The organism is Microbacterium dauci, assembly GCF_030065535.1.
GTDB lineage: Bacteria > Actinomycetota > Actinomycetes > Actinomycetales > Microbacteriaceae > Microbacterium > Microbacterium dauci.
Genome location: NZ_JASJND010000007.1, coordinates 315,777 through 337,390, shown reverse-complemented (window position 1 = coordinate 337,390; position 21,614 = coordinate 315,777). Strand labels below are relative to the sequence as shown.

General features: G+C 69.2%; 20 protein-coding genes. 11 read left to right on the top strand and 9 right to left on the bottom strand.

Features of this window, described 5'->3' with window-relative positions:
- The first annotated feature begins 31 nt into the window (after positions 1-31).
- From QNI14_RS13135 to QNI14_RS13085, 11 genes are read left to right on the top strand one after another with little or no spacing between them, the layout of a single operon-like run.
- The gene (locus QNI14_RS13135; protein WP_283717069.1) at positions 32-1,060 is read left to right on the top strand and encodes a hypothetical protein; all 1,029 of its coding nucleotides are present in this window, start codon (positions 32-34) and stop codon (positions 1,058-1,060) included.
- A 3-nt stretch (positions 1,061-1,063) separates the two neighbouring features.
- Positions 1,064-2,764, top strand: coding sequence for a hypothetical protein (locus tag QNI14_RS13130; RefSeq protein WP_283717068.1), 1,701 nt, complete (start codon positions 1,064-1,066; stop codon positions 2,762-2,764).
- A gap of 3 nt (positions 2,765-2,767) precedes the next feature.
- Complete coding sequence (locus tag QNI14_RS13125) at positions 2,768-3,184, top strand: hypothetical protein (protein WP_283717067.1); 417 nt, start codon at positions 2,768-2,770, stop codon at positions 3,182-3,184.
- Positions 3,174-3,572, top strand: coding sequence for a hypothetical protein (locus QNI14_RS13120; protein ID WP_283717066.1), 399 nt, complete (start codon positions 3,174-3,176; stop codon positions 3,570-3,572). Before QNI14_RS13125 ends, QNI14_RS13120 begins: the two co-directional genes overlap by 11 nt.
- 2 nt (positions 3,573-3,574) lie before the next feature.
- On the top strand, positions 3,575-3,982 hold the full coding sequence (locus QNI14_RS13115; protein ID WP_283717065.1) for a hypothetical protein: 408 nt from the start codon (positions 3,575-3,577) through the stop codon (positions 3,980-3,982).
- 5 nt (positions 3,983-3,987) lie between these two features.
- On the top strand, positions 3,988-4,491 hold the full coding sequence (locus QNI14_RS13110; protein WP_283717064.1) for a hypothetical protein: 504 nt from the start codon (positions 3,988-3,990) through the stop codon (positions 4,489-4,491).
- Positions 4,491-5,696 (top strand): hypothetical protein, encoded by a 1,206-nt coding sequence (locus QNI14_RS13105; RefSeq protein ID WP_283717063.1) that lies wholly within the window; start codon positions 4,491-4,493, stop codon positions 5,694-5,696. Before QNI14_RS13110 ends, QNI14_RS13105 begins: the two co-directional genes overlap by 1 nt.
- A gap of 8 nt (positions 5,697-5,704) precedes the next feature.
- The gene (locus tag QNI14_RS13100; RefSeq protein WP_283717062.1) at positions 5,705-6,202 is read left to right on the top strand and encodes a hypothetical protein; all 498 of its coding nucleotides are present in this window, start codon (positions 5,705-5,707) and stop codon (positions 6,200-6,202) included.
- Complete coding sequence (locus QNI14_RS13095) at positions 6,199-7,662, top strand: DUF859 family phage minor structural protein (RefSeq protein ID WP_283717061.1); 1,464 nt, start codon at positions 6,199-6,201, stop codon at positions 7,660-7,662. The genes QNI14_RS13100 and QNI14_RS13095 overlap by 4 nt, the downstream gene beginning before the upstream one ends.
- 12 nt (positions 7,663-7,674) lie before the next feature.
- Positions 7,675-8,688 carry a sigma-70 RNA polymerase sigma factor region 4 domain-containing protein gene (locus QNI14_RS13090; RefSeq protein WP_283717060.1) on the top strand — a complete coding sequence of 338 codons (1,014 nt, stop codon included), beginning with the start codon at positions 7,675-7,677 and terminating at the stop codon, positions 8,686-8,688.
- On the top strand, positions 8,685-8,963 hold the full coding sequence (locus QNI14_RS13085; RefSeq protein WP_283717059.1) for a hypothetical protein: 279 nt from the start codon (positions 8,685-8,687) through the stop codon (positions 8,961-8,963). The genes QNI14_RS13090 and QNI14_RS13085 overlap by 4 nt, the downstream gene beginning before the upstream one ends.
- Here the strand turns inward: QNI14_RS13085 and QNI14_RS13080 are convergent.
- The 9 genes from QNI14_RS13080 to QNI14_RS13040 all read right to left on the bottom strand — a co-directional run bounded on the left by QNI14_RS13080 (position 8,960) and on the right by QNI14_RS13040 (position 21,611).
- Positions 8,960-9,124, bottom strand: a complete 165-nt coding sequence (locus QNI14_RS13080) for a hypothetical protein (RefSeq protein WP_283717058.1) — start codon at positions 9,122-9,124, stop codon at positions 8,960-8,962. The two genes, QNI14_RS13085 and QNI14_RS13080, sit on opposite strands and share 4 nt — an antisense overlap.
- Before the next feature lie 561 nt (positions 9,125-9,685).
- The gene (glsA, locus tag QNI14_RS13075; RefSeq protein WP_283717057.1) at positions 9,686-10,603 is read right to left on the bottom strand and encodes a glutaminase A; all 918 of its coding nucleotides are present in this window, start codon (positions 10,601-10,603) and stop codon (positions 9,686-9,688) included.
- 57 nt (positions 10,604-10,660) lie between these two features.
- Positions 10,661-10,924, bottom strand: a complete 264-nt coding sequence (locus tag QNI14_RS13070) for a hypothetical protein (RefSeq protein WP_283717056.1) — start codon at positions 10,922-10,924, stop codon at positions 10,661-10,663.
- Positions 10,925-10,994: 70 nt separating this feature from the next.
- Complete coding sequence (locus tag QNI14_RS13065; RefSeq protein WP_283717055.1) at positions 10,995-11,675, bottom strand: ABC transporter ATP-binding protein; 681 nt, start codon at positions 11,673-11,675, stop codon at positions 10,995-10,997.
- Complete coding sequence (locus QNI14_RS13060; RefSeq protein WP_283717054.1) at positions 11,672-12,604, bottom strand: ABC transporter ATP-binding protein; 933 nt, start codon at positions 12,602-12,604, stop codon at positions 11,672-11,674. The genes QNI14_RS13065 and QNI14_RS13060 overlap by 4 nt, the downstream gene beginning before the upstream one ends.
- 4 nt (positions 12,605-12,608) lie before the next feature.
- A complete protein-coding gene (locus QNI14_RS13055) occupies positions 12,609-15,278 on the bottom strand; it encodes an FtsX-like permease family protein (protein WP_283717053.1) in 2,670 nt (889 codons plus the stop codon).
- Positions 15,275-17,647 (bottom strand): FtsX-like permease family protein, encoded by a 2,373-nt coding sequence (locus tag QNI14_RS13050; protein WP_283717052.1) that lies wholly within the window; start codon positions 17,645-17,647, stop codon positions 15,275-15,277. Before QNI14_RS13050 ends, QNI14_RS13055 begins: the two co-directional genes overlap by 4 nt.
- Before the next feature lie 4 nt (positions 17,648-17,651).
- Positions 17,652-18,578 carry a DUF808 domain-containing protein gene (locus tag QNI14_RS13045; RefSeq protein ID WP_283717051.1) on the bottom strand — a complete coding sequence of 309 codons (927 nt, stop codon included), beginning with the start codon at positions 18,576-18,578 and terminating at the stop codon, positions 17,652-17,654.
- Positions 18,579-18,635: 57 nt separating this feature from the next.
- The gene (locus QNI14_RS13040) at positions 18,636-21,611 is read right to left on the bottom strand and encodes a bifunctional [glutamine synthetase] adenylyltransferase/[glutamine synthetase]-adenylyl-L-tyrosine phosphorylase (protein WP_283717050.1); all 2,976 of its coding nucleotides are present in this window, start codon (positions 21,609-21,611) and stop codon (positions 18,636-18,638) included.
- Between the last annotated feature and the right edge of the window lie 3 nt (positions 21,612-21,614).

The following is a 21,614-nucleotide window of genomic DNA, read 5'->3' as shown; positions in this document are numbered from 1 at the left end:
TTCCAACCTGGGGTTTGTCACCATTGAAGGGATGGGACTTTGGAACTGGCTCGTACAGGGGACGTGGAACACACCAGCCCCTGTTTCGCCGTTCTCGCCGCAGGACTCGCTCGAGACCGCGATCGTTGGGGAGCTGTTCGGCGTAGACCCCCGCATCGTCACGGTCGACACTGCGATGCGCGTCCCCGGCCTCAAGCGTGCGATCCAGATGCATCAGGACGTCGTCTCCACGATGCCCCTCGTGCAGTACGACGGTGGCGGTGTGCGGTCCGCAGAGCAGCCCGGATGGCTGCAGTCCTCGGCTTCCGGCGTCCCGCCACTCGTCCGCACGAAGGGCCTGGTGAAGGATCTCGCGCTCGGCGGGCAGGCACTCCTTGGATGTCAGCTCGAGGACGACCGCATCGTGGATGCAATCCACATCCCGCAGGCGTTCTGGAAGATCACGAACGCGCAGCTCGAGGTGCAGGAAGCCATCGACGCGAAGTACCGTCAGCGGCTGATCTACATCCCCCTCGGCGACAGCGGCATCCTGCAGGACGGCGTCGACACGATCCGGCAGGCACGGGCGCTGGATCTCGCGCGCCTCGTGCGGCTCTCGTCGCCTCCGGCCGGCACCGAACTGCACCTGACGGACGCACGGTTCGATGAGATGACTCGCAAGCAGAAGCAGAAGCTCGCTCGCGACTACTCGCAGACCCGCACGGAGACCAGCGTGTCCGTGACTCCCTCGTACGTCGAGGTGAAGGAGCACGGCGACAAGGCGGTCGACCTGTTTGCCGATGCGACCAACAGCATCCGCCTCGACCTCGCGAATCACTGCGCGGTCCCCGCCGCCGCGATCGAGGGTGCAAAGGCCGGCGGCGGGGGCGACATGTCCTACAGCAACACGTCGACCGAACGCTCCGAGCTCTGGGATCTCGGCTCGCGACGCTACGCCGATGCGATCGCCGCACGCCTCTCCCTCGACGACGTCAGCGCACCCGGAACCTACGTCGCCTTCGACGTGTCCGACGCGTTCACCACACCCACACCGACCACCGCACCGGTCCGGGAGGACTGACCTATGGAACCTGTCATCATCGACGCCGGCACCCTCGAGTTCTCCGAGGATGACCTCACCGCCACCGGCCTGCTCATCCCCTACGGCGTCCCCGCGCGCTCGAACCTCGGCACGTTCACCTTCGCACCCGGCGATATCACCTTGGACGAAGATCTCACCGGGATGTCGCTCAACATCGAGCACAAGCGCGAGCACGTCGTCGGTGCCTTCTCGAAGGTCTGGGAGCAGCCCGAGGGCGTCATGGCGACGTTCAGCTATCGCCGCAACGCCGCCGGCAGACGCGCATTCGAGGAAGGCAAGACGGGCGATCGCAAGCACCTGTCCGCCGAGGTCGCTGAGGTCCGCATCCGCGACGGCAAGGCGCTCCCCGGCTCCGTGCTCTTCGCCGCCGCCCAGGTCAAGCGACCCGCCTTCGAGGGCGCGACGCTTCTCGCCGCCGAAGACACCGAAGCCGTCGAACTGGACACGACCCTCGCACCCGACGAGGAGGGGCACCTCACGGTTCTGTCCTCCGCGCTCCCTGCAGACATCACCGTCAACACGCCAGATGGCGAGACGGCGACCTACACCCCCGAGGCCGCCCCGGCTGAGGACAACCCAGAAGGAGGGTCCACCGTGACCGCCACCGCAACCGAGCCGGGGACGCAGACTCCGGCCACGACCGTCCCCACCACCCTGCTCGCGGGTCAGCAGTCCGCCGCCGAAGAGGCATCCCTCGGGACCATCTTCGCCAGCATGGCGCAGGTCAAGACCGGCATGTCCGCACCCGACGCTGAGACGCTGCTCGCCGCGCTCTCCGACATCAAGTACAACGCGACCGGCGGTCTCACCACCGCTGCGTCCGGTGTGCTGCAGCCCGCCTGGGTCGGCAAGCTCTGGCAGGGCAAGCGATACCAGCGCAAGTACCTCGACCTGTTCACCCACACCTACGGCGGCATCCAGCTCGGCGGACGCAAGGGCTTCACCCTCGCGCAGGGCACCGCCCTCGTCCAGAAGTGGAACGGCAACAAGTCCGACATCCCCTCCGGCACCGCCACCACCGGCACGAAGTCCTCGAGCATCCAGCCCTACGGGTACGGCGCAGACGTCGCCCGCGAGTGGTACGACCTCGAAGGCGGCGCTGACGTCCTCCAGGCCTTCTTCGAAGGCGTCGTGGACTCCTACGCGAAGGTCACCGACGAGGACGGCCTCAAGGCAGTCTTCGAGGCCGCATCTCGCACCTCGGCGGCACTCGACCGCCTCGTCGCACCGGGCACCTTCCCCGACGTCGCCGGCCACGACTACCCGACCGCGATGGGCATGGTCATCCAGGCGATCGAAGCGATCAGCGACGCGGACGACGACGCCGCTTCGGTCGTCGTCAACCCGACCGCATGGAACCAGCTCCTCTACACCCCGAAGGAGCTCATCCCCGAGTACGTCTCGTTCGGCGTCACCGCCGGCAGTGGCCAGGGCGCCGCGGACGGCAAGGTCGTCATCAAGAAGGCCGCGCAGTCCTTCTTCCCCGGCACGGTGCCCACCGAACCGCAGGTACTCGCTGGCGCGAAGAACGCGATCGAGTTCCGGGAACAGGGCAGCACCCCGATCCAGATCGACGCGCTCGACATCGCCAAGGGCGGCATCGACAAGGCAGTCATCGGCTACCTCGAGACCTTCGTCGTCCGCCCCGAGGCGCTCGTCCTCATCGGAACGAAGCCGGCCTGATTCATGGCCCGCTGGTTCACACTCCTAGAGGCAGACGGGGAGGCGCGCGCACACGCCGCCCTCCCCGAGCTACCCATCGAGAACGTCGAGCTCTGCGAACTGCTGCTGTCGGTGGCGCGCGAGCAGGTGCTCGACTTCGCGGCGGATGATGAACCGGCGGTCCAGGTCGCTGACCTGCTCGAGAACCTCGGTGTCGAGGAGGGGCGGATCGCTGCGGTCCTCACCCTCCTCGACCTCGAGGCTGCTCCCACCGCCATCCCAGACCGCTACGCGTTCGCGCAACTGCAGCAGGCGAAGAACCTGTGGCTCGCGGGCAAGGGCGAGGACGGACCCGACGGGTTCGCGTACTCACCGCGCCCGCTGACCAAGGACATCCAGCGCATCATCCGCCCCACCTCGGGGGTGCCAGATGTTTTCTGACCTCGCTGGCCTCCGCGCGGACGTGAAGGCGCGGCTCAAGCCGCTCCTGCCAGGCATCCGTATCGAGGATGCGCTCACTCCGGCGGTCGACACAGTCGTGCCGGTTCTCTACTTCGAGTTCACCGAGATCTCATCGTCGGTCCAGGGCGCCGCGCTCGACCGGCAGACAGTCGCACCGCAGATGGACGCGGTCCTCGCCTCCGCGGGCAGCGGCGACGAGGACGGTGCAGACGCACAGATCCTCAACCTCGTACACGCGCTTCAGCGCTCCGACGACATCTTCTGGGACACCGCCCGCAAGGAGCGCCTCGCCAACGGCGCAATCGCCTGGCGGGTCACGCTCACCCTCCTGTCGCACATCCCCATCCAGACCCCCACCGAGGAGTAATCATGGCCACCATCCGAAACGCCGCCTACTTCGGGACGACGGGAACCCTCACCGTCGATGACGACGAGCACTACGGCGTCACCAGCTGCGCGCTCATCCCGACCGCCCCTTCCGAGTCCGTCATCGACATCTCCGGCGACATCCAGTCCTTCGTGGGCGACAACGCCTGGGAACTGCAGATCGCCTTCCACCAGGATTGGAAGACGGCCGGCTCCCTCTCGAAGCGCGCAATCGAATGGCACGGGCAGACGAAGGACATCGTCTACACGCCCCAGGACGGCGGCGACGCGATCGCCGCGACGGTGCGGTTCAAGGCAGCGCAGGTGGGCGGCGACACTGGCCGTCACTCCGCCACCCTCAACCTCGGTGTGATCGGGCAGCCGACGTTCACCGCACCTGTCGGGGGCTGACCGGGATGGCCAGTGGACGCATCAGCCTGCTGGTCGACTCACCTCTGCGGGACATGCTCATCGCGGCGAGGGGTCTGCCCGCCGAAGTTCGCAAGCAGATCGGCGTGCAGACCAAAGCCGCGGCCGAACCGATCTGGTTCGGGGAGACTCGGGATCGCGCCGGAACACGCCTGCAGCAGCGGGCGCTCGTGAACCCGGCACGCGTGGGCGTGACCGCTCGGAACGTGTTCCTCCGCTCCGGGTCGGTCGGCAAGCTCGCCTCTGGCACGCCCGTGTCGGCCATCGCGAAGGCTGCGGAGTTCGGCGCTGACCCCACGAAGCAGATCACGCAGCGATCCCGGAAGGGCAACCGCTACTCCCGGCGCCTCGGCAACGCGTTCGGCATCCCCCGCCGTGGCGGCAACACGTTCCACCCTGCAGCCCGCGACAGCATCCCCCGCTTCGCAGCGCTGTGGGTGCAGACCGCCGTCCGCACGGCGCTCGATGCCCTCGAACTGAAGGGGAAGTGATGGCGTCCGTTCACGAGATCGGGATCGCGGCGAACACCCGAGAGTTCGACGAGGGCATCCGCTCCGGCGTCGTGAAGCCGCTCGGCGACGCGGAGGAGGCATTCACCGACCTAGCGACCGCCGCGGGTCGAGCGTCTCAGGATGGCGCTCGGAGTCTCGACAAGCTCGAGGACGAGCTGCGCGACGTGCAGAAGGCGTCCAAGCGTGCTGACGACAGCATGCGTGACCTCGGCGACGGTGGCAAGCGTGGCTTCGACCGCGTGAAGGGTGGCGCATCCGAGCTCTCGCAGGAGATGGGCCAGAACCTCGGCGAGGCGGTCTCCTCGTTCCGCGGCGACATGTCCGACCTCGGCCAGGTCGGGCAGGACACGCTCGGTGGACTCGCCGCGACGCTCGCCGGTGCTGGACCTGCTGGCCTCGTAGGCGCCGCTGCACTCGCTGCTGGCGCGGTCGGCCTCGGTGCGGTGACCGCCAGCCTGCAGGAGGCCGACGAGAAGCAGCAGGCGCTCGCAGAATCCGCCGCAGAGTGGGCGAGCGCGTACCAGGAGAGCGCCGGCAAAATCGTCTCCGCCTCGCATGTGGTTGCCGAGGTGCAGGACATCGCGACCAACGAGGAGCGCTACAAGCAGGCCAAGCAGAACGCCACCGACTGGGGCACTGATGTGGCCACCGCGATGCGCGCAATGGCCGGCGATGCGACCGCTCTCGAGGTCGCGACGTCGTCGCTGAATGACAAGCAGCGCGAATGGGGCGAGGTGCTCCGTGAGACCTCCACCGGCTCGGGCATGTCCTACGACAAATCGACGATGACTGCAGAGCAGCGCGAGCTCGGCCAGGAGATCGCCCGCGGCACCGAAGCGCTCGGGCTCCAGAGCGAAGCGATGCGTCTCGGGAAGGAGCAGGCCGAGAACGCCTCGCGCGCGCTGTACGACTACGCCACCAGCGCGGGCACCGCGACGGACAAGACCGACGACCTCGGCAACACGATCTACAAGCTCCCAGACGGCAAGGAGATCGTCATCGACGCGGACGCGAAGACCGCGCACGAAGACCTCGACGCCCTCGAGCAGCGTGAGCTTGCCGAGAAGACAGTCACCGTCCGCACGGTCGTCGATGACAGCGACTGGCGGAACTACACGCCCGCCGCGAAGAACGGGACCATCCGCGCCCGCGTGCACGGCGCAAACGGACGGCTCTGGGAGTAGCAATGCACATGATTCGCGAAGCCTCGCTCGGCGGGATGTTTTCCGACCCCAACCCGCCGCACTACTCGAACCTCCCCTGGGTGAACCCCACCGCGGTCGAGGGCTACGAGTCCACCGTGCAATCGCAGAACATCGTCCACCAGATCCTCGGCTCACGGTTCCCGGACGTCACCTTCCGACCCGCCACTCTGCGAACGGGAACGCTCACCCTGCACTTCAACTCGACCCAAGAAGCAATGCGAGCGGAGACGCTGCACAGGTACGGGCAGGTGCTGGCGCTCGACCTGAAACTTCCCCACGGCCTCAGCGATCGCTGGACGCCCGATGGCTCCCGTGCCGGAAACGAGGACGAACGACGCAGCCTCCTCGGCTCCGCGGAGATGTTCTACGTCGTGAGCGGCGACGTCACCAGGACGCTCACCTCGACGCAGTCGTGGCGACTGCGGGTCGACTACCAAGAGGTCGACGGGCCGAACGCCCGAAGGTTGTGGGGCGTGTGGCGATGAACTCAACCCACACCTACACTGCCGAGATCGCGGGCGAGGATCTCCCGATCATCGACGGCAGCATCTCCCTCGATGCTGGCCGCTCCCCCCATGTACAGGCGAACATCCAGGTGCCAATGCGGTTCCTGGAGCTGCTCGACCCGCGCGACGCGCCCCGCGTCATTCTCGACGTCAAAGCGATCTTCCAGGGCGAGGACGGGCCCGTGGTGCAGGAGCGCACCTTCAACCTCGGAGTGCGCCGGCGGCCTGCTGCTTACGGCTCCGGCATCATCACCGTGGATCTCGCGTCCGATGAGGCGCTGCTTGGTGACTACCGCCCGCTCGCGAACGTCACAGCGATGGCCGGGATGACTTCGATCCGCGCCGTCGTCTCGTACGTGCTCGACCGAGCGATCCCGGGCGCAGTCCTCGCGCCCTCCGACGATCGCGCCCCGGTGGGTGAGGACGCCGACGAGGAAGCGCTGCTCTGGAAGGCCGGCGAGTCCGCGATCGAGTTCCTGCACCCGCTCGTGCAAGCTCTCGGGCTCCGTCTCGTGTGCGACGAGGCGCGTGTGTGGACCCTACGTGACGCGAACTACACCGGTGACGGTGACGTCCTCAACCTCACCACCGGCGTCAACCTGATCGAAGCGCAAGACACCATCGACCGGGACGGAGACCTCTGGTTCGATGCCCGAATCACCCGCTACCGGTGGACCGACTCCGGAGGTGCGCAACGGGAGCGAGTCGACGCGTTTGCGCTCCGCACGCCGTACAGCCGCGCCAGTCTCGTGACCCTCAACTCCCCCTACCCTGGCCCGGGCCGATCCGAGTACGCCGTCAGGCGGGCGCAGCAGCGCGGGCGCGAGGTATCGGCAACCATCGTCGCGGACTGGAACACACGAGCCGAGCAGCCGGCCACCTTCACGTTCCCCGACGCCCCCACACAGTTCGGTGCGATCCAGACCGTCGAGTTCAACCTTGCCAACGATGAGATGACTGTCACGGCTCGCACGATGGACACCTCCCAGACACCCGAAGACCCCACTGAAGAGCCCGCTGAACCTGTGCGCCTCCGAGAGACCGTCACCTTCAGCGGCGACAACCGCTATCGGCTTCACCTCCTCATCGAGTCGGTCTCGCAGAACGTGCTCACGAACACGTCACTACTTCGCCGCCGCGTCTGGCTCGAGAAGACCGCAGGCGACGGCAAGTGGAACGCGGATAACGACAGCACCTGGTCGCTCAACATCGGCGGGAAGACGAAGGGCAGTTCCGGTTTCGCCTACGACTTCCGACGGTCAACACCCCAGACGATCTCGCTACTCAACGACACCGTCACGATCACCCACGAGAGCGACGGCACGAAGACGGTGTCCTGGTCAGTGACCGCGACCCTCGATAACGCTCTGCCGATCGGAACCGCCTCCGCCACCGGCTCCCTCGATCTCCCCACCATCGTCCGCACCAGCGGGGCTTGAAAGGCGCTTCAAATGACCTGGCTCGACGACTTGGAAGGGCTCGACTACAGCCGTGAGCTCGCCTTCGAAGCGATGCTCGGCCCAGCCCGGGGTTATGCGATCGCGCGGTGGAATCTCTCAAACAACGTCTACTTCCATCCCGAGGATCGTGCCGCGATTGCATGGCTCGCCCTGACTGAGGTGATCAATCAACTAGACGAAGGGAGTATCGACTTCCGCGCATGGACGTGGGTGTGGGCATGCGTCAAGAACCGGGTCGACAGCGGCATCACCAACGCGAAAGCGAAGTGGGCAACACGAATCACCGACTTCCGAAGCATCTCGCCGCGCCCCGAGTTTCCCAATGCCGATCCGGCCGCGGTCTTCACTTCACTTCGCACTCAGCAGCACGATGGACTCCTTCTCCGGCAGTTGGCGGACGTCATCGCGCTTCTTCCGCGAGTGAACAAGATCCCGCTGGCGCTCTTCTTCTTCGAAGGCATGTCCTCAAGGCAAATCGGTGGGATGGTCGGGGCGACAGACAAGCCCGCACGGACATGGATCCATAACAACACGGCCTATCTGCTGCACCACGCAATGCGCCTCGTGCTCGACAAGGGACCCAACGACGTGCCGCGCGTTCCGGCTATCCGAGAGGACTACGAAACGCCACTGCAGGACGCCGCCGAAGCGTATGTGCAGGAGACCTACGGATGCGACTTGCCCTCATGGCTCGGGTGGGTGCAGATCGCCTACCGAGTGGACGTCTCCTACATTCTGGACATGCTCGATTCTGGCAACGGCATCAAAGTGCAGCCGTCACTGCGCGCCGTGAAGCTTGACTATGACGCCGATGCCAACATCCTCGACGGCCTCAACCCTCCTCCGTCGAGCGTGGCGGACGTTGCGGCTCGCACCGGATGGGCGGAATCGCGTTCCAGGTACGCCATCGCCACGTGGCGAACCCGGCACGGTATCCAAGCCCCAAAGAATGGTGCTGAAGCAAAAGCAGCAGCGTCTGATGCAGGCCGTACCTTGGTGGCATGAGCTACCAGGACCGGGTCACTTTCCACTGCTTCGACATCCTCGTTGCTCTGCAATCCGACGACGACGAGGCGCACACGGCTGCTGACGAACGCCTCAAAGCCTCCGACGTCCATCCAGTGCACGTCGCGGTGAAGTTCGCCGGCATGGTCGAAGCATCTATCCCTGCTGAGCGCCGCGCCGCGTGGCACAAGTACATCGTCGACCAACTTGAAGCAGCACGCCTGCTCGCAGCCGCGGACCTGCCACCGGAAAAGGACGACCCGCTCGGGCCTTAGCCAAACCCCGGCAGGTCGTCTCCCCCGGTTGGTCGTTCAACCCAGGGGATGTCGATGCGTGTCCCGTCCCACCCGCATTCGTAGCCCCCGTCGATCTCACGCATCACGGTGCCGCAGGTTGGGCACTCGGGTTGGCCTGTGTCGTCGAGCGGGTCGGTCATGGCCTCGAGGATAGACCGCCGTTCAAGTCCGGGTAGATGCCGCCTGGAGGTGGACCGGGGCTGAGCGTCGCGATGTAGGCGCGGTGGACGAGCATCGTCGCGTCTCTGAGGCTTGGCGATCGCACGAGCTCAGCGTCGCGAAACCACGCACGGTAGAAGACGAGCTCACCCTGCCGGCGTATCTCGACCCGGCCGTAAGCGTGACCATCCGGGGTCGTAAGCGTCCACGTTCCAGTAGGACGCTCGACCGTGGCAAGCATTGGATGCCACCGTTCTGCCACGCGGATCATCATCACCCCGGGCGCCGACACTGCGAAAGCCGCGGCCAAGTTGGCCGAGGTTCCCTCGCCTCGTCCGCACCGAGTCCGCAAAAAGTCCGCAGAACGCCGGAATCACCCATGATTCCCCGTTGATCTACGCCGCGAAAACACGCGGAACTCAGCATCTCCCACGACACCCCGTCACCCCGGGAGGAGTACGAGCTGTACTTCGGGGTCTGATCCGTCGGATACCGAGAAGCGCCCGCCAGGTTCGCCTGGCGGGCGCTTCCGCGTTGTGCGCTCAGCTCGTGAGTGCGCCGAACGAATGCAGGCCGAGCTCGGCGCTGAGCAGGTCGGCCGCCATGTGGCCCCGCACGCTCGTCCCCCGCTCGTCGAGCGGCGGGCTGATGACCGCTGCGCCGAGGACGCCCGGCGCGGCGAGGACGACCGCTCCCGAGACGCTGGATTTGGCCGGCACCCCGACGCTTCGCATCCACCGACCGGACCCGTCGTAGACACCGCAGGTGGCCATCACGGAGACGACATCACGTGCAACAGCCGGGGACACGACCAGGTCCCCCGTGACTGGATTGCGGCCGCCCGCCGCGAGCGTCGCACCCATCACGGCCAGGGCTTCGGCGTCGACGAGCACGGCACAGGCGCGAGCGTATGCCGCGACCGCATCGTCGGCGGAGATCGCGAGTGTTCCCTCGGACCGCATCAGGTGCGCAAGCGCGTGGTTGCGATCACCGAGAAGATGCTCATCCTCGGCGACCTCCTCATCGACCGACAGCGGCCGTCCGGCGAAGGCGGAGAGGCCGCGAAGGATGCGTTCGCTCCGCTCGTCCGCCGACCCGCCGTGCACCAGCGCGGCGGTGAGGATGGCGCCCGCGTTGACCATCGGGTTCGGTGGTCGTCCGGTACCGCTTTCGAGTTTGACCGCGTCGAAGGCCTCGCCTGTCGGTTCGATCCCGACGCGGTCGAGCGCATCGCCGTCCGTGTCGGCCAGCGCGAGTGCGAAGAGGAAGGGCTTCACCGCGGACTGCACGCTGAACAGCACATCGGCATCACCCCCTGATGACGCCACGCCGTCGACGCCGACGAGCGTGACACCGAGCAGGTCCGGATCCGCTGATGCGAGCGCGGGGATGCTCTCGTCGACGGCGCCACCGCGGTGGGTTCGCACCCGCGCGATCAGCTCGTCGAGATCGACATCCATGATCGATCGCGCGCCCCGACCTTGGTGCGCCGGCGCGGTGCGTTCGACGCGCACGGGTCAGTGACCCGAAAGGTTGAGGTCCTGCGGATCGACCGTCACCTCACCGACGTCGTCCGGCCCACCCGTCCCCGGCGCGACCTGCACCTGCGACTCGTCGATGTCCTCGTCCACAGAGACACCCATGCCTTCGTCCTGCTTGCGCGCGGTCTCGCTCTCGCTCCCCGGGCTGTAGGCAGTGTCGTGAGCGAGGTCATTCCGCGCCGAGTGCTGACTCTCGGTGGCTGGCGTCGGCTCGTCGGTACGATCGTGCTGCGTATCCATATCGGGCACGCTACGGAAGCCTGTCCCTGCGCACCCGGGCCTTGACAGCTTTCGTGCGCGCAGTTGTCGATCAGACGATCGAGGTCACACGGCCGCCGTGGAGTTCGACGACGCGGTCGGCGCGCTCGACCAGCAGCGGGTCGTGGGTCGAGACGATCGCGGCGAGCCCACGCTCGTGGACGAGCGTTCCCAAGAGGTCCATGACGCTCGCCGCGGTGCGCGAGTCGAGCTGCCCGGTCGGCTCGTCGGCGAGGAGCACCTGCGGCGCGCCCGCGATCGCCCGCGCGATGCCGACCCGCTGCTGCTGCCCGCCCGAGAGCTCCGTCGGGCGCTGCTCGGCGTGACGTTCGAGACCGACCAGCCGCAGCGCCTCCGCCACGCGCTCGTCGCGCTCCCCCGCCGCCACCCCGGCGATGCGCAGCGGCAGTTCCACGTTCTCGGCTGCCGACAGCACCGGGATCAGCCCGAACGACTGGAAGACGAACCCGAGGCGCTCTCGCCGGACCGTCGCGAGCGCATCCTCTGACAGCGCCGTGGCATCCACATCACCGAGCAGCACGCGACCGGACGTCGGCCGGTCGAGCCCGCCCAGCATGTTCAGCAGCGTCGTCTTGCCCGCACCCGACGCGCCGCGGAGGACGACCAGCTCCCCCGGCTCGGCATGGATGTCGATGTCCACGCACGCTTGCACCTCACCGGCAGGCGTCGAGAACGTGCGGGTGAGTCGCTCACCACGGAGTGCGGCGATCATGATGCGTCCTCCTCGGATGCCGCGCCGCGCGCAGGCTGCCCCGGCCACACGCCCACGTGATCGGGCTCGAGCGCCAGGCGCACGCGTTCGCGAAGGTCGAGCGCCGCGACGAACTCGTCCGGGAGTTGGAGTCTGCCGACGCGGTCGAGCACCGCGTACTCCTCGGCGATGTGCTCCTCGACACCGTGCTCGTCAACGCGCGTCGACCGCAGCACCTCAGTCGATGTGCGCCCGTCGCGGATCTGCACCGTGCGGGCGACGTGCTCCGACACGGTCGGGTCATGGGTGACGATGAGCGTCGTGACGCCGAGCTCGCGGTTCACCGAACGCATCGCCTCGAGCACCTGGACGCTCGTCTCATCGTCGAGCTCACCGGTCGGCTCGTCCGCGAGCAGCACGCGCGGTTCGTTCGCGATGCCGACCGCGACCGCGGTCCGCTGCTGTTCGCCACCCGACATCTCGGCGGGACGGCGATCAGCACAGTGCCCGATCTCGAGGAGCTCGACCAACTCGGCGACGCGCTGCCGACGACCGGAGCCGCCACGGGTGCCGATCGCGAGCGCCGCGGCGATGTTCTCTGCGGCCGAGAGATACGGGAGCAGGTTCCGCGACGTCTGCTGCCAGACGAAGCCCACGCTGTGCCGCCGGAACGACACCCGCTCCTTCTCCTTCATCGTGAGCAGATCGTGCCCGGCGACGCGCGCGACGCCCGCGGTCGGCTGGTCGAGGCTCGACAGGATCGACAACAGCGTGGACTTGCCCGATCCCGAGGCGCCGACGACGGCGACGAGCTCGCCGCGGCCGACACGCAGGTTGAGTCCCTGCAGCGCCTGGACCTCGATGCCGGGGCCGCTCCGAGACGGCACCTTGAAGATGCGGACGAGATCCGTGCAGAGGATGTCGACCCCCTCATCGTTGCGTGCAGTCATCTCGTCATCCTTCCTCGACGGTACGGAGCGCGGATGCCGCGCCGGTCCGACGCGCCAGCAACAAGGCCGCGCCGGTCAAGACGGCGGCGGTCACGATGAAGCCGCCCGCGGTGGCGGCGAGCAGCAGCGGGTCCACGGCGTAGCCGGGCGGCTCCGATGACCCCGTGAAGGGACGCAGGTCGACCGCGGCCATCACGACGAGCGGGACGAGTGCGCCGAAGAGCGTCCCCGCCACCACCGCGGCAACCGCGGGCGGCGTGATCTCCCACGCCACGAGCCCGCGGGAAACCCGCCGCGGCGCGCCGAGCGTCCGCAACAGCGCGACGATCCGTGCTCGCGGCGCGGCTGCGAGCACGAGGGTGATCGCGACGGCGGCGGCGCTCAGCAGCGCGGCGAGCACCGTCGCCGCACCGAGCGCGGCACGGACCCCCTGGACCGCGGCGCCCTCCTGCACGTCCGCGAGGACATCCGTCTCCGCGTCGATGACAGCGATCGGCCCCACGATCGCGCGGATGGCCTCTTCGACCGCGGTCGCATCGGCCGCCGCGTCGAGGCGCACCACGATCGTCCGATCGGACGGATCCCGGCCGAGCACCTCTTCGGCCGCCGCCGCGTCGATCGCGACCCAGTTCTCGCGCGCCCCGGTCGGGACGGGGCCGCGAGTGACGCCGGCGACGTCGACGGGCACGCCGCCGAGCTCCACCTCGCCTGCGTCGCCGATCGCGTCGGCGGCGACCCCCGAGGCGATGATCGACACTGGTGCGGCGACGGGAGCAGCACCCTCTGGGAGCAGCCCGGGGCCCTCGCCCTGGACGGCGCGAAGGGCTGCGGCATCCACGACGAACACGACCGTGTTGCGGTCACGTCCGTCGATCGACAGTTGCGAGGTTTCCGCGCCCGAGATACCGGTGGCCGCGGCCACCCCATCGACGTCGCCGACAGCCTCGAGCTGTGCGGCCGTGAACATCGCTCCGTCGATGCGCATGTCGCCGCCGATCTGTGCGCGGGAAGACTCACGCGCGCCCGCGTCGATCACGGACAGGAGCACGCCACTCGAGACGGCGACAGCGACGCCGACGACGAGTGCGAGCACCGGCGTGATGCCGATCGCCGGATCGCGGAGCGCCCGAGCCGACCCAAGGAACCCGACCACGCCGGGCCGACGTGCGGCGCGCGTGCCCAACCACCGGAGCGGCAATGGATACAGGCGGAGGGTGAGGACGCACGCGGTCAACGAGAGGAGCAGTGGCGCTGCGGCGAGGAGCGCATCGGGCTGCTCGGCGTAGCCGCGTACGAACAGCAGCGTCGCGGCGACCGCGGTGAGGACGAGCAGCACACCTTCACCGATGACGCGGAGCCTGCTCCCCCGCGCGTCGAGGTCTGCGCGAGCACCGCGTTCGGCAGCGGCGGGGGCCAGCACCGCGAGGATCGCGACCGGCACGATGCCGACGGCGGCCGCGCCGACATACGACGCCGACGTCAGGGGCACACCCCACACCGCAACCGCCACGAAGAACGCCGCGATCGCACCAGCGAGCGCGGGCAGCGTCGCCCAGGTCACGCCCTCGAGCGCGAGGATGCCCCTCAGTTGCGCGTGAGAGGCGCCGCGCGCCGACAGGAGCCGCAGGCTCGCGCGGCGCCCCTCGAGAATGAGCCTTGCAGCGAGGACGAGCACCGCGACCGCGACACCGAGCGGCCCTGCGATGAGCATCGCGACGACGCTCATCGTGGCGGACTGCTGTGCGATCGCGCGTTCGAGTTCCGCCGTCACGCCGGCGTCGAAGCGGAGGCTCAGGATGCCGCTCCCGTCGGCGCTCTCCCCGACGGGGTGACCCACCGCTGTGAACCCTCGCAGCGCCGCGACGACCGCATTCGCGTTCTGCGCATCGATGTCCGGCGTGGAGACCGAGAACCACATGTCAGTCCGGTACGTCCCTGGGAACGCACCGCCGTATCCCATCCCTGCGGGGTGTGCGAACCCGGTCACCGTCACTTGGCGCGGCGCGTTGCCATCGTCGAAGACGTTGGCGTCGAGGATCGATGGAGTGTGCTGCCAATACTCGGCGTCGGGGTCGCGAGGCATGAACGTGCCGACGAGCGTGACGTCGACGTCACCCTCCCAACTCGGCACCGCCCGCGTCGTGTCCACCTCCCAGCCGGCCTCCTCCGCGGCACGATCGGACAGCACGATCTCGACCGCGGCGACCGCCTCAGCGGGATCGGGCAGTCGACCCGAGCTGAGCTCGATCTCCTCCTCGTAACCGGGTGCGTACGCGACACCGACCTTCTGCGGCGCGGGATCCGTCGCCGAGGGGACCGAACGGGCGACGGCGCGCAGCGGACCAAGCACCTCGGGTAGTGGGGCGTCGGCGTCGAGGCGGATCGCCTCGGCGGCATCCAGGAACAGTCCCCAGACCTCGTCTGTCGTGAGCCCCGTGCCGACGGCCGCGATTTGCGGGAACGTGCCGGCCGTGGCGGTGAGGTCGCGGGCCGGCCCCGAGAGGCCGTCGATACGGTCACGGATGGTCGCGTCGGCGAGTTGGACGGCCGCGGTCGGCGCGAGCGCCGCAAGGAAGGCGAGCACCACGGTGATCATGGCGAGCACGGCGCCGCCGCCCGTGCGCGCCCGGAGGTGGCGCGCGAGCAGGCCGAGTGGCCGTGTCCGGGCGCTCATCGGTCACCTTCCGTCACGGTCGCGGTGCGTGCGTGGCGCTGCGTCACCGCGGCGGCTGCGGCGATCACGCTCGCGAGCCCGGCCACGAGCGCCGCCAACGCGATCGCGAGCGGTGGGAGATCGAAGACCATCGACGTCGCACCGATGACACCGAGCCCCGGCGTGGAGGCGCGGACGAGTTCGGGAACGGCGATCAGGCCGATACCGGCGCCGGCGAGCCCGCCGAGCAGGAGCGCGGTCGCTGTGACGGCGGTCAGTTCGCCGGCGCGGATCGCCGCCTGCCGGGTCGCGGTCAGCCCCAGCGCGCGGAGCACGGCGACCTCGCCTCGCCGCGCGTGCGCGAGGGTCTGCGCGCTCGCGAGGACGGCGATCAGCGCGAGGATCGTCGACCCGACCGTCGCGATCCACCACCCAGGGATGAGCGCACCCACGAGGCGCGTGCCGGGGTCGGCGACGGCGGTCAAGACGGGGCGGTCGCCGAGGATCTCACTCACGGATGCCGCGGCCTCGGGAGCGGCATCCACCCACACGGAGTTCGGGGCGACGATCGACGAGCCCCGCTGGAGCTGACTGTGCAGCAACGACTCGAGTGGCGTGAAGACCGCGAGCTCGGTCCCGGCGCCCGGGATGGCTGGGATGATCGACGCGACGACGGCGTCGACTCGACGCCCGCTGCCGGCGTACCGCAGGTCGAGCGGATCTCCCTCGGCGACGCCGGTCCGCGCCGCGAGTGCCGCACTGACGGTGACCGGAAGCGCACCGGATGCCGCGGGTCCGGCCAGCCACAGGACCACATCGGGGCCGTTCGTCTCGAGGGTCGCGGAGCCGGTCACGGCGAGCTCGGTCCCCGCGACGACGTCGTCGATGGTGACGTCGACCTGCCGGGTGCCGAACCCCGGCGGCGTGCCGGCAATGACAGCCAGCAACCGCCATGGCGCCGAGCCCGCCGGCAGCGACGCTTCAGCGGTGAGCACGACCGTGCCGGAACGGATGAGCGGCCGGTCGTCCTCGAGAGGGAGTGTGACCGGTGCGCCGGTGCCGTCGAGAAGGATCGCAGTGAGGCGGATGGTCGGCAGCCCGGCCGACACCTGTGCGCGGTCGCCTTCGACGATGGCAGGCTGCTCCACAGCACCGAGCGTCGCCCGCACCTGGAGCGTCTCTGCGTCCGCTCCCAGCCGGATCGTCTCGACGGGCTCGGTCTCGGGGACGAGCGAATCAGCGGCGCGCAGGCCGGCGGTGTCGATGACGTCCGCGACGGCGGCGGTCGGCAGGGCGATGAGCTCGCCGACGGCGTCCCCGATCTCGACCTCCTGCACCGTCGCTGGGGCGACCGCGGTCACACCCTCGAGGGCTGCGATCTCGGGCAGCCGTGCCGGGTCGAGGGACTGCGGGTCGAGATCGACCCGGACGGCAGCGCCGGCTCGCAGCGCGGCTGCGTCTCGGGTCGCGCCCTCCCACGTTCCGGCGTAGGCCGACACGAACACCGCCTGCGCCGTGGTGAGCGCGACCAGCAGGACCGCGACCGCGGCGACGGGCAGCGTGCGGCTCACTTGCCGGGCCGAGAAGCCGGGCTGCACGGCCGTGCCGCGCGCCGCCAATGGCGCCCACGCGGTCGCGAGGAGCCCGAACACAGCGAGCGCCACGATGGCGCCGGCGGCGAGCAGCACCGTCGGCGCCGCAGCGGCGATCGGATCGGCCACGCCACTCCGGGCGGACGGAAGCTGCCAGAGCACAAGCCCGGCCGCCAGCAGCACGAGCACGACCGCACTGCCCGACGCGATCCGCGTCGCGCGCGCTCGTCTCGCGGCACCTGCCCGCCGAATCGCCAGGGCGAAGACGAAGAGGAGTGCGAGTGCGGATGCCGCCGTCCCCGGCGCTGCGGCGGCGATACCGGAGAGCGGCATCCCGAGCAGTGTCGCGAAGACCGCTGCGGCCACAGTGCCCGTGAGCGCACCGGCGCCCACGACGACCACGCCCTCGACGAGCGCGAGCAGCGTCGCCTGGCCGCGCGACAGGCCGCGGGCGCGGAGCGTCGCGTCCTCGTGGGCGCGCGCGATGCCGACGAGACGCCCGAGCTGGGCGACCGCAGTGGCGCCGCCCAGCACGATCAGGATCACGAGCGCCGGCGCGGCAGCCTCGAGCGCCCGTGCCCCGTCGGCAACTTGCGATACGACGAGCTCAGGGTCGGCGCCGGGGCCGGGATCGACGGTCGACGTCGCGGCGTCGTGCAGCCACGAGAGGGTGAAACCGACCGTTGCCACTGCGACGGCGACGGTGCCCGCGGTGCTGAGGAGCAGCCCCCGCTGTGCGCGCACCCGTGCCCAGAACAGGCGTGCGGCCGGGCGGACCGACGGGGGCGAGGACGTCACGATGTCAGGGCGTCCCCGTCGTCGGCGAGTGCGGTGCGGCGTTATCGTCGTCGTGCCGGTCTGATCCGCCGCGGAGCCGCGAGACCAGCAGGATGACCCCGACGATCGCGAGACCCGCGATGAGGCCGGCGACGGCGGACACGAGCGTCTCCCCGATCCACACGACCACGGGTCCGAGCGCGTGCAGGAGGTGTTCGACCTCGTGCAGCACGTCGGTGAAGAACGTGAGGCCCACGCCGCCGAGGTTCTCGAGGACGAGGTGCCCGCCGACCCACAGCATCGCGACAGTGCCGATGATGCTGATCGCGCGGAAGACCGCGGGCATCGAACGGACGATGCGCGTGCCGTTGTGTCGCACCCGACGGATCGGGCTCTTCGCCATCCGGAGACCGACGTCGTCGATCTTCACGAGGAGCGCGACGACGCCGTAGACGATGCCGGTCATCATCACGGCGATGACGGCGAGGATGGCCAGCGTCTGCCAGATGTCGAGGCCGGGGTCGAGATTGGCGAGCGAGATGAGCATGATCTCGCTTGAGAGGATCAGGTCCGTGCGGATCGCACCCCAGACGAGCTTCTTCTCGTCGCGCGCACCCTCGTCGTGGTGGCCGTGCGAGAACCCGAACCACTCCAGGACCTTCTCGGCGCCCTCGTAGCAGAGGAACGCACCGCCGAGGATGAGCAGGTATGGCAGCACGTCCGGCGCGAACGCGGTCAGCAGGAGCGCAACGGGAATGATCAGCAGGAACTTGTTCGCGATCGACCCGAGCGCGATCTTGCCGACGACCGGCAGCTCCCGTGCGGGCGTGATGCCCTGCACATATTGCGGCGTGACGGCCGCGTCGTCGATCACCACACCAGCCGACTTCGCCGATGCTTTGAGCGCGGCGCTCAGGATGTCATCGACGACGGCGAGCAGACCAACGGACATGCGACCCCCTCATGCGGATGCGGCCGCGCGGCGACCGCAGATCCACCGTAGGACACGTCACCCGTAGAAGAGGGATTCGAAGGAGCGGCGCGCCCGTCGCGCAGTGCGGAGCCAATCCTCCTCGACGACCGTCGCCGAACGCGGCGGGTACTCGAGCAGGCGCCCGATGCCGTCGAGCTTGCCGCGGTCGGCGGGGAGCACGTCGCTCGTCTGCCCCGACAGCAGCGTGTTCGCGGAGCGCAGGCGACTCGCCAGCCACCAGGCATCCGACAGTCGTTTCGCGGATGCCTCGGGCAGCAGGCCCGCACCGAGGGCGGCCGCGAGCGCCGCAGTGGTCGAGGTCGTCCGCAGCCCCTCGACGTCGGCGCCGTGCTGGAGTTGCAGCAACTGAACGAGCCACTCGACGTCGCTGAGCCCGCCCGGACCGAGCTTCAGGTGGCGCGCGCGGTCCACACCCTGCGGCAGCCGCTCGTTTTCGACGCGCGCCTTGATGCGCTTGATCTCGCGAAGCCCCTGTGGGTCGGGGTTCACGGGGAACCGCAGGTCGTCGGCCAGCGCCATGAACTTCGCGATGAGCTTGACACTCCCCGCGACGCCGCGTGCGCGCAGCAGCGCCTGCGCCTCCCATGACAGCGACCACCGCTGGTAGTACTCCGCATAGGACTCGAGCGAACGCGCCATCGGACCGTTCCGCCCCTCGGGCCGGAGGCCCGCATCGAGGTCGAACGGGGCACGGTGGTCCTCGGAGTGCTCACGCAACCCCTGCACGATCTTCAGCGCGAGCTCTTGCGCCCGCTGCGTCGGGACGCCGTTCGCCTCGTAGACGTACATGACGTCGGCATCCGACCCGAAGCCCAGTTCGGCGCCACCGAACCGGCCCATCGCGATGACTGCGAAGTCCATGTCGTCGTCCTCGGGCGGCACGACATCGCGCCACACGGCACGGAGCGTCGCCTGGATCGCGACCTCGTTGATCGAGGTGAGTCCCTCGGCGAGTTCAGCGATGGACAGCTCGCCGAGGAGCGCACCGAGCGCGAGCCGCAGCAACTCGCGGCGCCGGAGTGCCCGCACCGACCGCATCGCGTCGCCGATGTGCTCGTGGCGGGTCTGGATCGCGCGCGCCTCCTGCTGCAGCGCGAACCCCGTTCGCGGCCGCAGCTGCTCCGCCGAGTCGAGCCAGGCGACCGCCTCGGGGATCCACTCCATGAGGTCGGCCGCGTATCGAGAACCCGACAACACACGGGTGAGACGCTCGGCGGCACCCGACGAGTCACGCAACATCCGCAGGAACCACGGGGTGTCGCCGAGCCGCTCGCTGATGCGGCGGAACGCGACGATCCCGGCATCCGGGTCGACGCCGTCCGCGAACCAGCGGATCATCACCGGCATGAGGTGCCGCTGGATCGTGGCCTTGCGGCTGAGCCCGCTTGTCAGCGCGCCGATGTGGCGCAGCGACCCTGCCGGATCGCGGAACCCGATCGCCGCGAGGCGGTCGTGCGCCTGCGACGGCGAGAGCGTCTGTTCGTCGGCAGGAAGGGCCGCGACCGCCGACAGGAGCGGGCGGTAGAACAGCCGCACGTGGATGTCGCGCACCTGCTGCTTCACCGACTCCCAGAGCGCCGCGACCCCGGCAGCGTCGGCAGCGCGGCCGCTCGCCCGCGCGAGCACGCGCAGGTCGTCGGCATCGTCGGGCATGAGGTGCGTGCGCAGCAGGCGCCGCAGCTGCAGGCGGTGCTCGAGGACCCGGAGGGTGCGGTAGTGCTGGCCGAAGGCTGCGGCATCCATCCGTCCGATATAGCCCTCGCTCACGAGCGCTTCGAGCGCGTCGAGGGTGCCCCGCTGACGGATGCGGTCGTCGGCGAGGCCGTGCACGAGCTGCAACAGCTGCACCGTGAATTCGATGTCGCGGATGCCGCCCGGCCCGAGCTTCAACTGCCGCGGCACCTCGGCTGCGGGGATGTGGTCGGTGACGCGTTCGCGCATGCGCTGGACGCTGTCGACGAAGTTCTCACGGGCCCCGCTGGTCCAGACCTTCGGCGCGACAGCCGCGCAGTACTGCTCGCCCAGTTCGAGGTCTCCGGCGAGTGGGCGCGCCTTGAGCAGCGCCTGGAACTCCCAACTCTTCGCCCAGCGGTCGTAGTACGACAAGTGCGAGTCGAGCGAACGGACGAGCGCCCCCTGCTTCCCCTCGGGGCGGAGGTTCGCGTCGACCTCCCACAGCGCAGGCTCGATCTCCACGTCGGCGATCCCGCGCATCGTGAGGGTCGCAAGACGCGTCGCGATGTCGATCGCGCGCCCCTCAGCGAGGTCACTCCCCTCTCCTGCTCCCCCGACGAAGATCACGTCGACGTCGCTGACGTAATTGAGCTCGCGGGCGCCGGTCTTGCCCATCCCGATGATCGCGAGGCGGGTTGCGGCGACCTGCTCGCGCGGGAACATCGCGGAGGCCTTCGTGCGAGCGACGCACAACGAGGCATCGAGCGCTGCGCCCGCGGCATCCGCGAGCGCGGCGGCGACGGCCGGCAGCACCGATGTCGCATCGGACGCCGACAGGTCGAAGGCCGCGATCCGGGCGATGAGTCGCCGGTACCGCACCCGCAGCGCGTTCCATGCGCCGTCATCGGATGCCGCTGCGAAGCCGTCCTCGCCCACACCGACCGATTCGCGGAGTTCTCGCTGCATGTCGGCGGCTGACGGAAGCGCAGCGCCGGCACCGGTCAGTTCACCGAGCTCGGACGGATGCCGCAGGAAGAAGTCGGCCAGCCCCTGCGAGGCGCCGAGGAGCAACCACAGCACCGCGCCCGCGTCTGCGAGAGCGGAGCGGAACGCCGCGGCGTCCCGTCGCGCGATCCGGACCGACGCCTGCACGGCGCCGTCTGGGTCGGCGGCGCGCTCGGCGCTGCGGAGAAGATCCTCGCGCGCGACTCCGGTCAGCTCACTGAGCTCATCCAACGCTTCGGAGGACGCCGACAGGTCGGCGAATCCGGCGCGGGCGAGATCGGTGAGCGCGACCCTGCGCTCTGATGAGGCCATGGC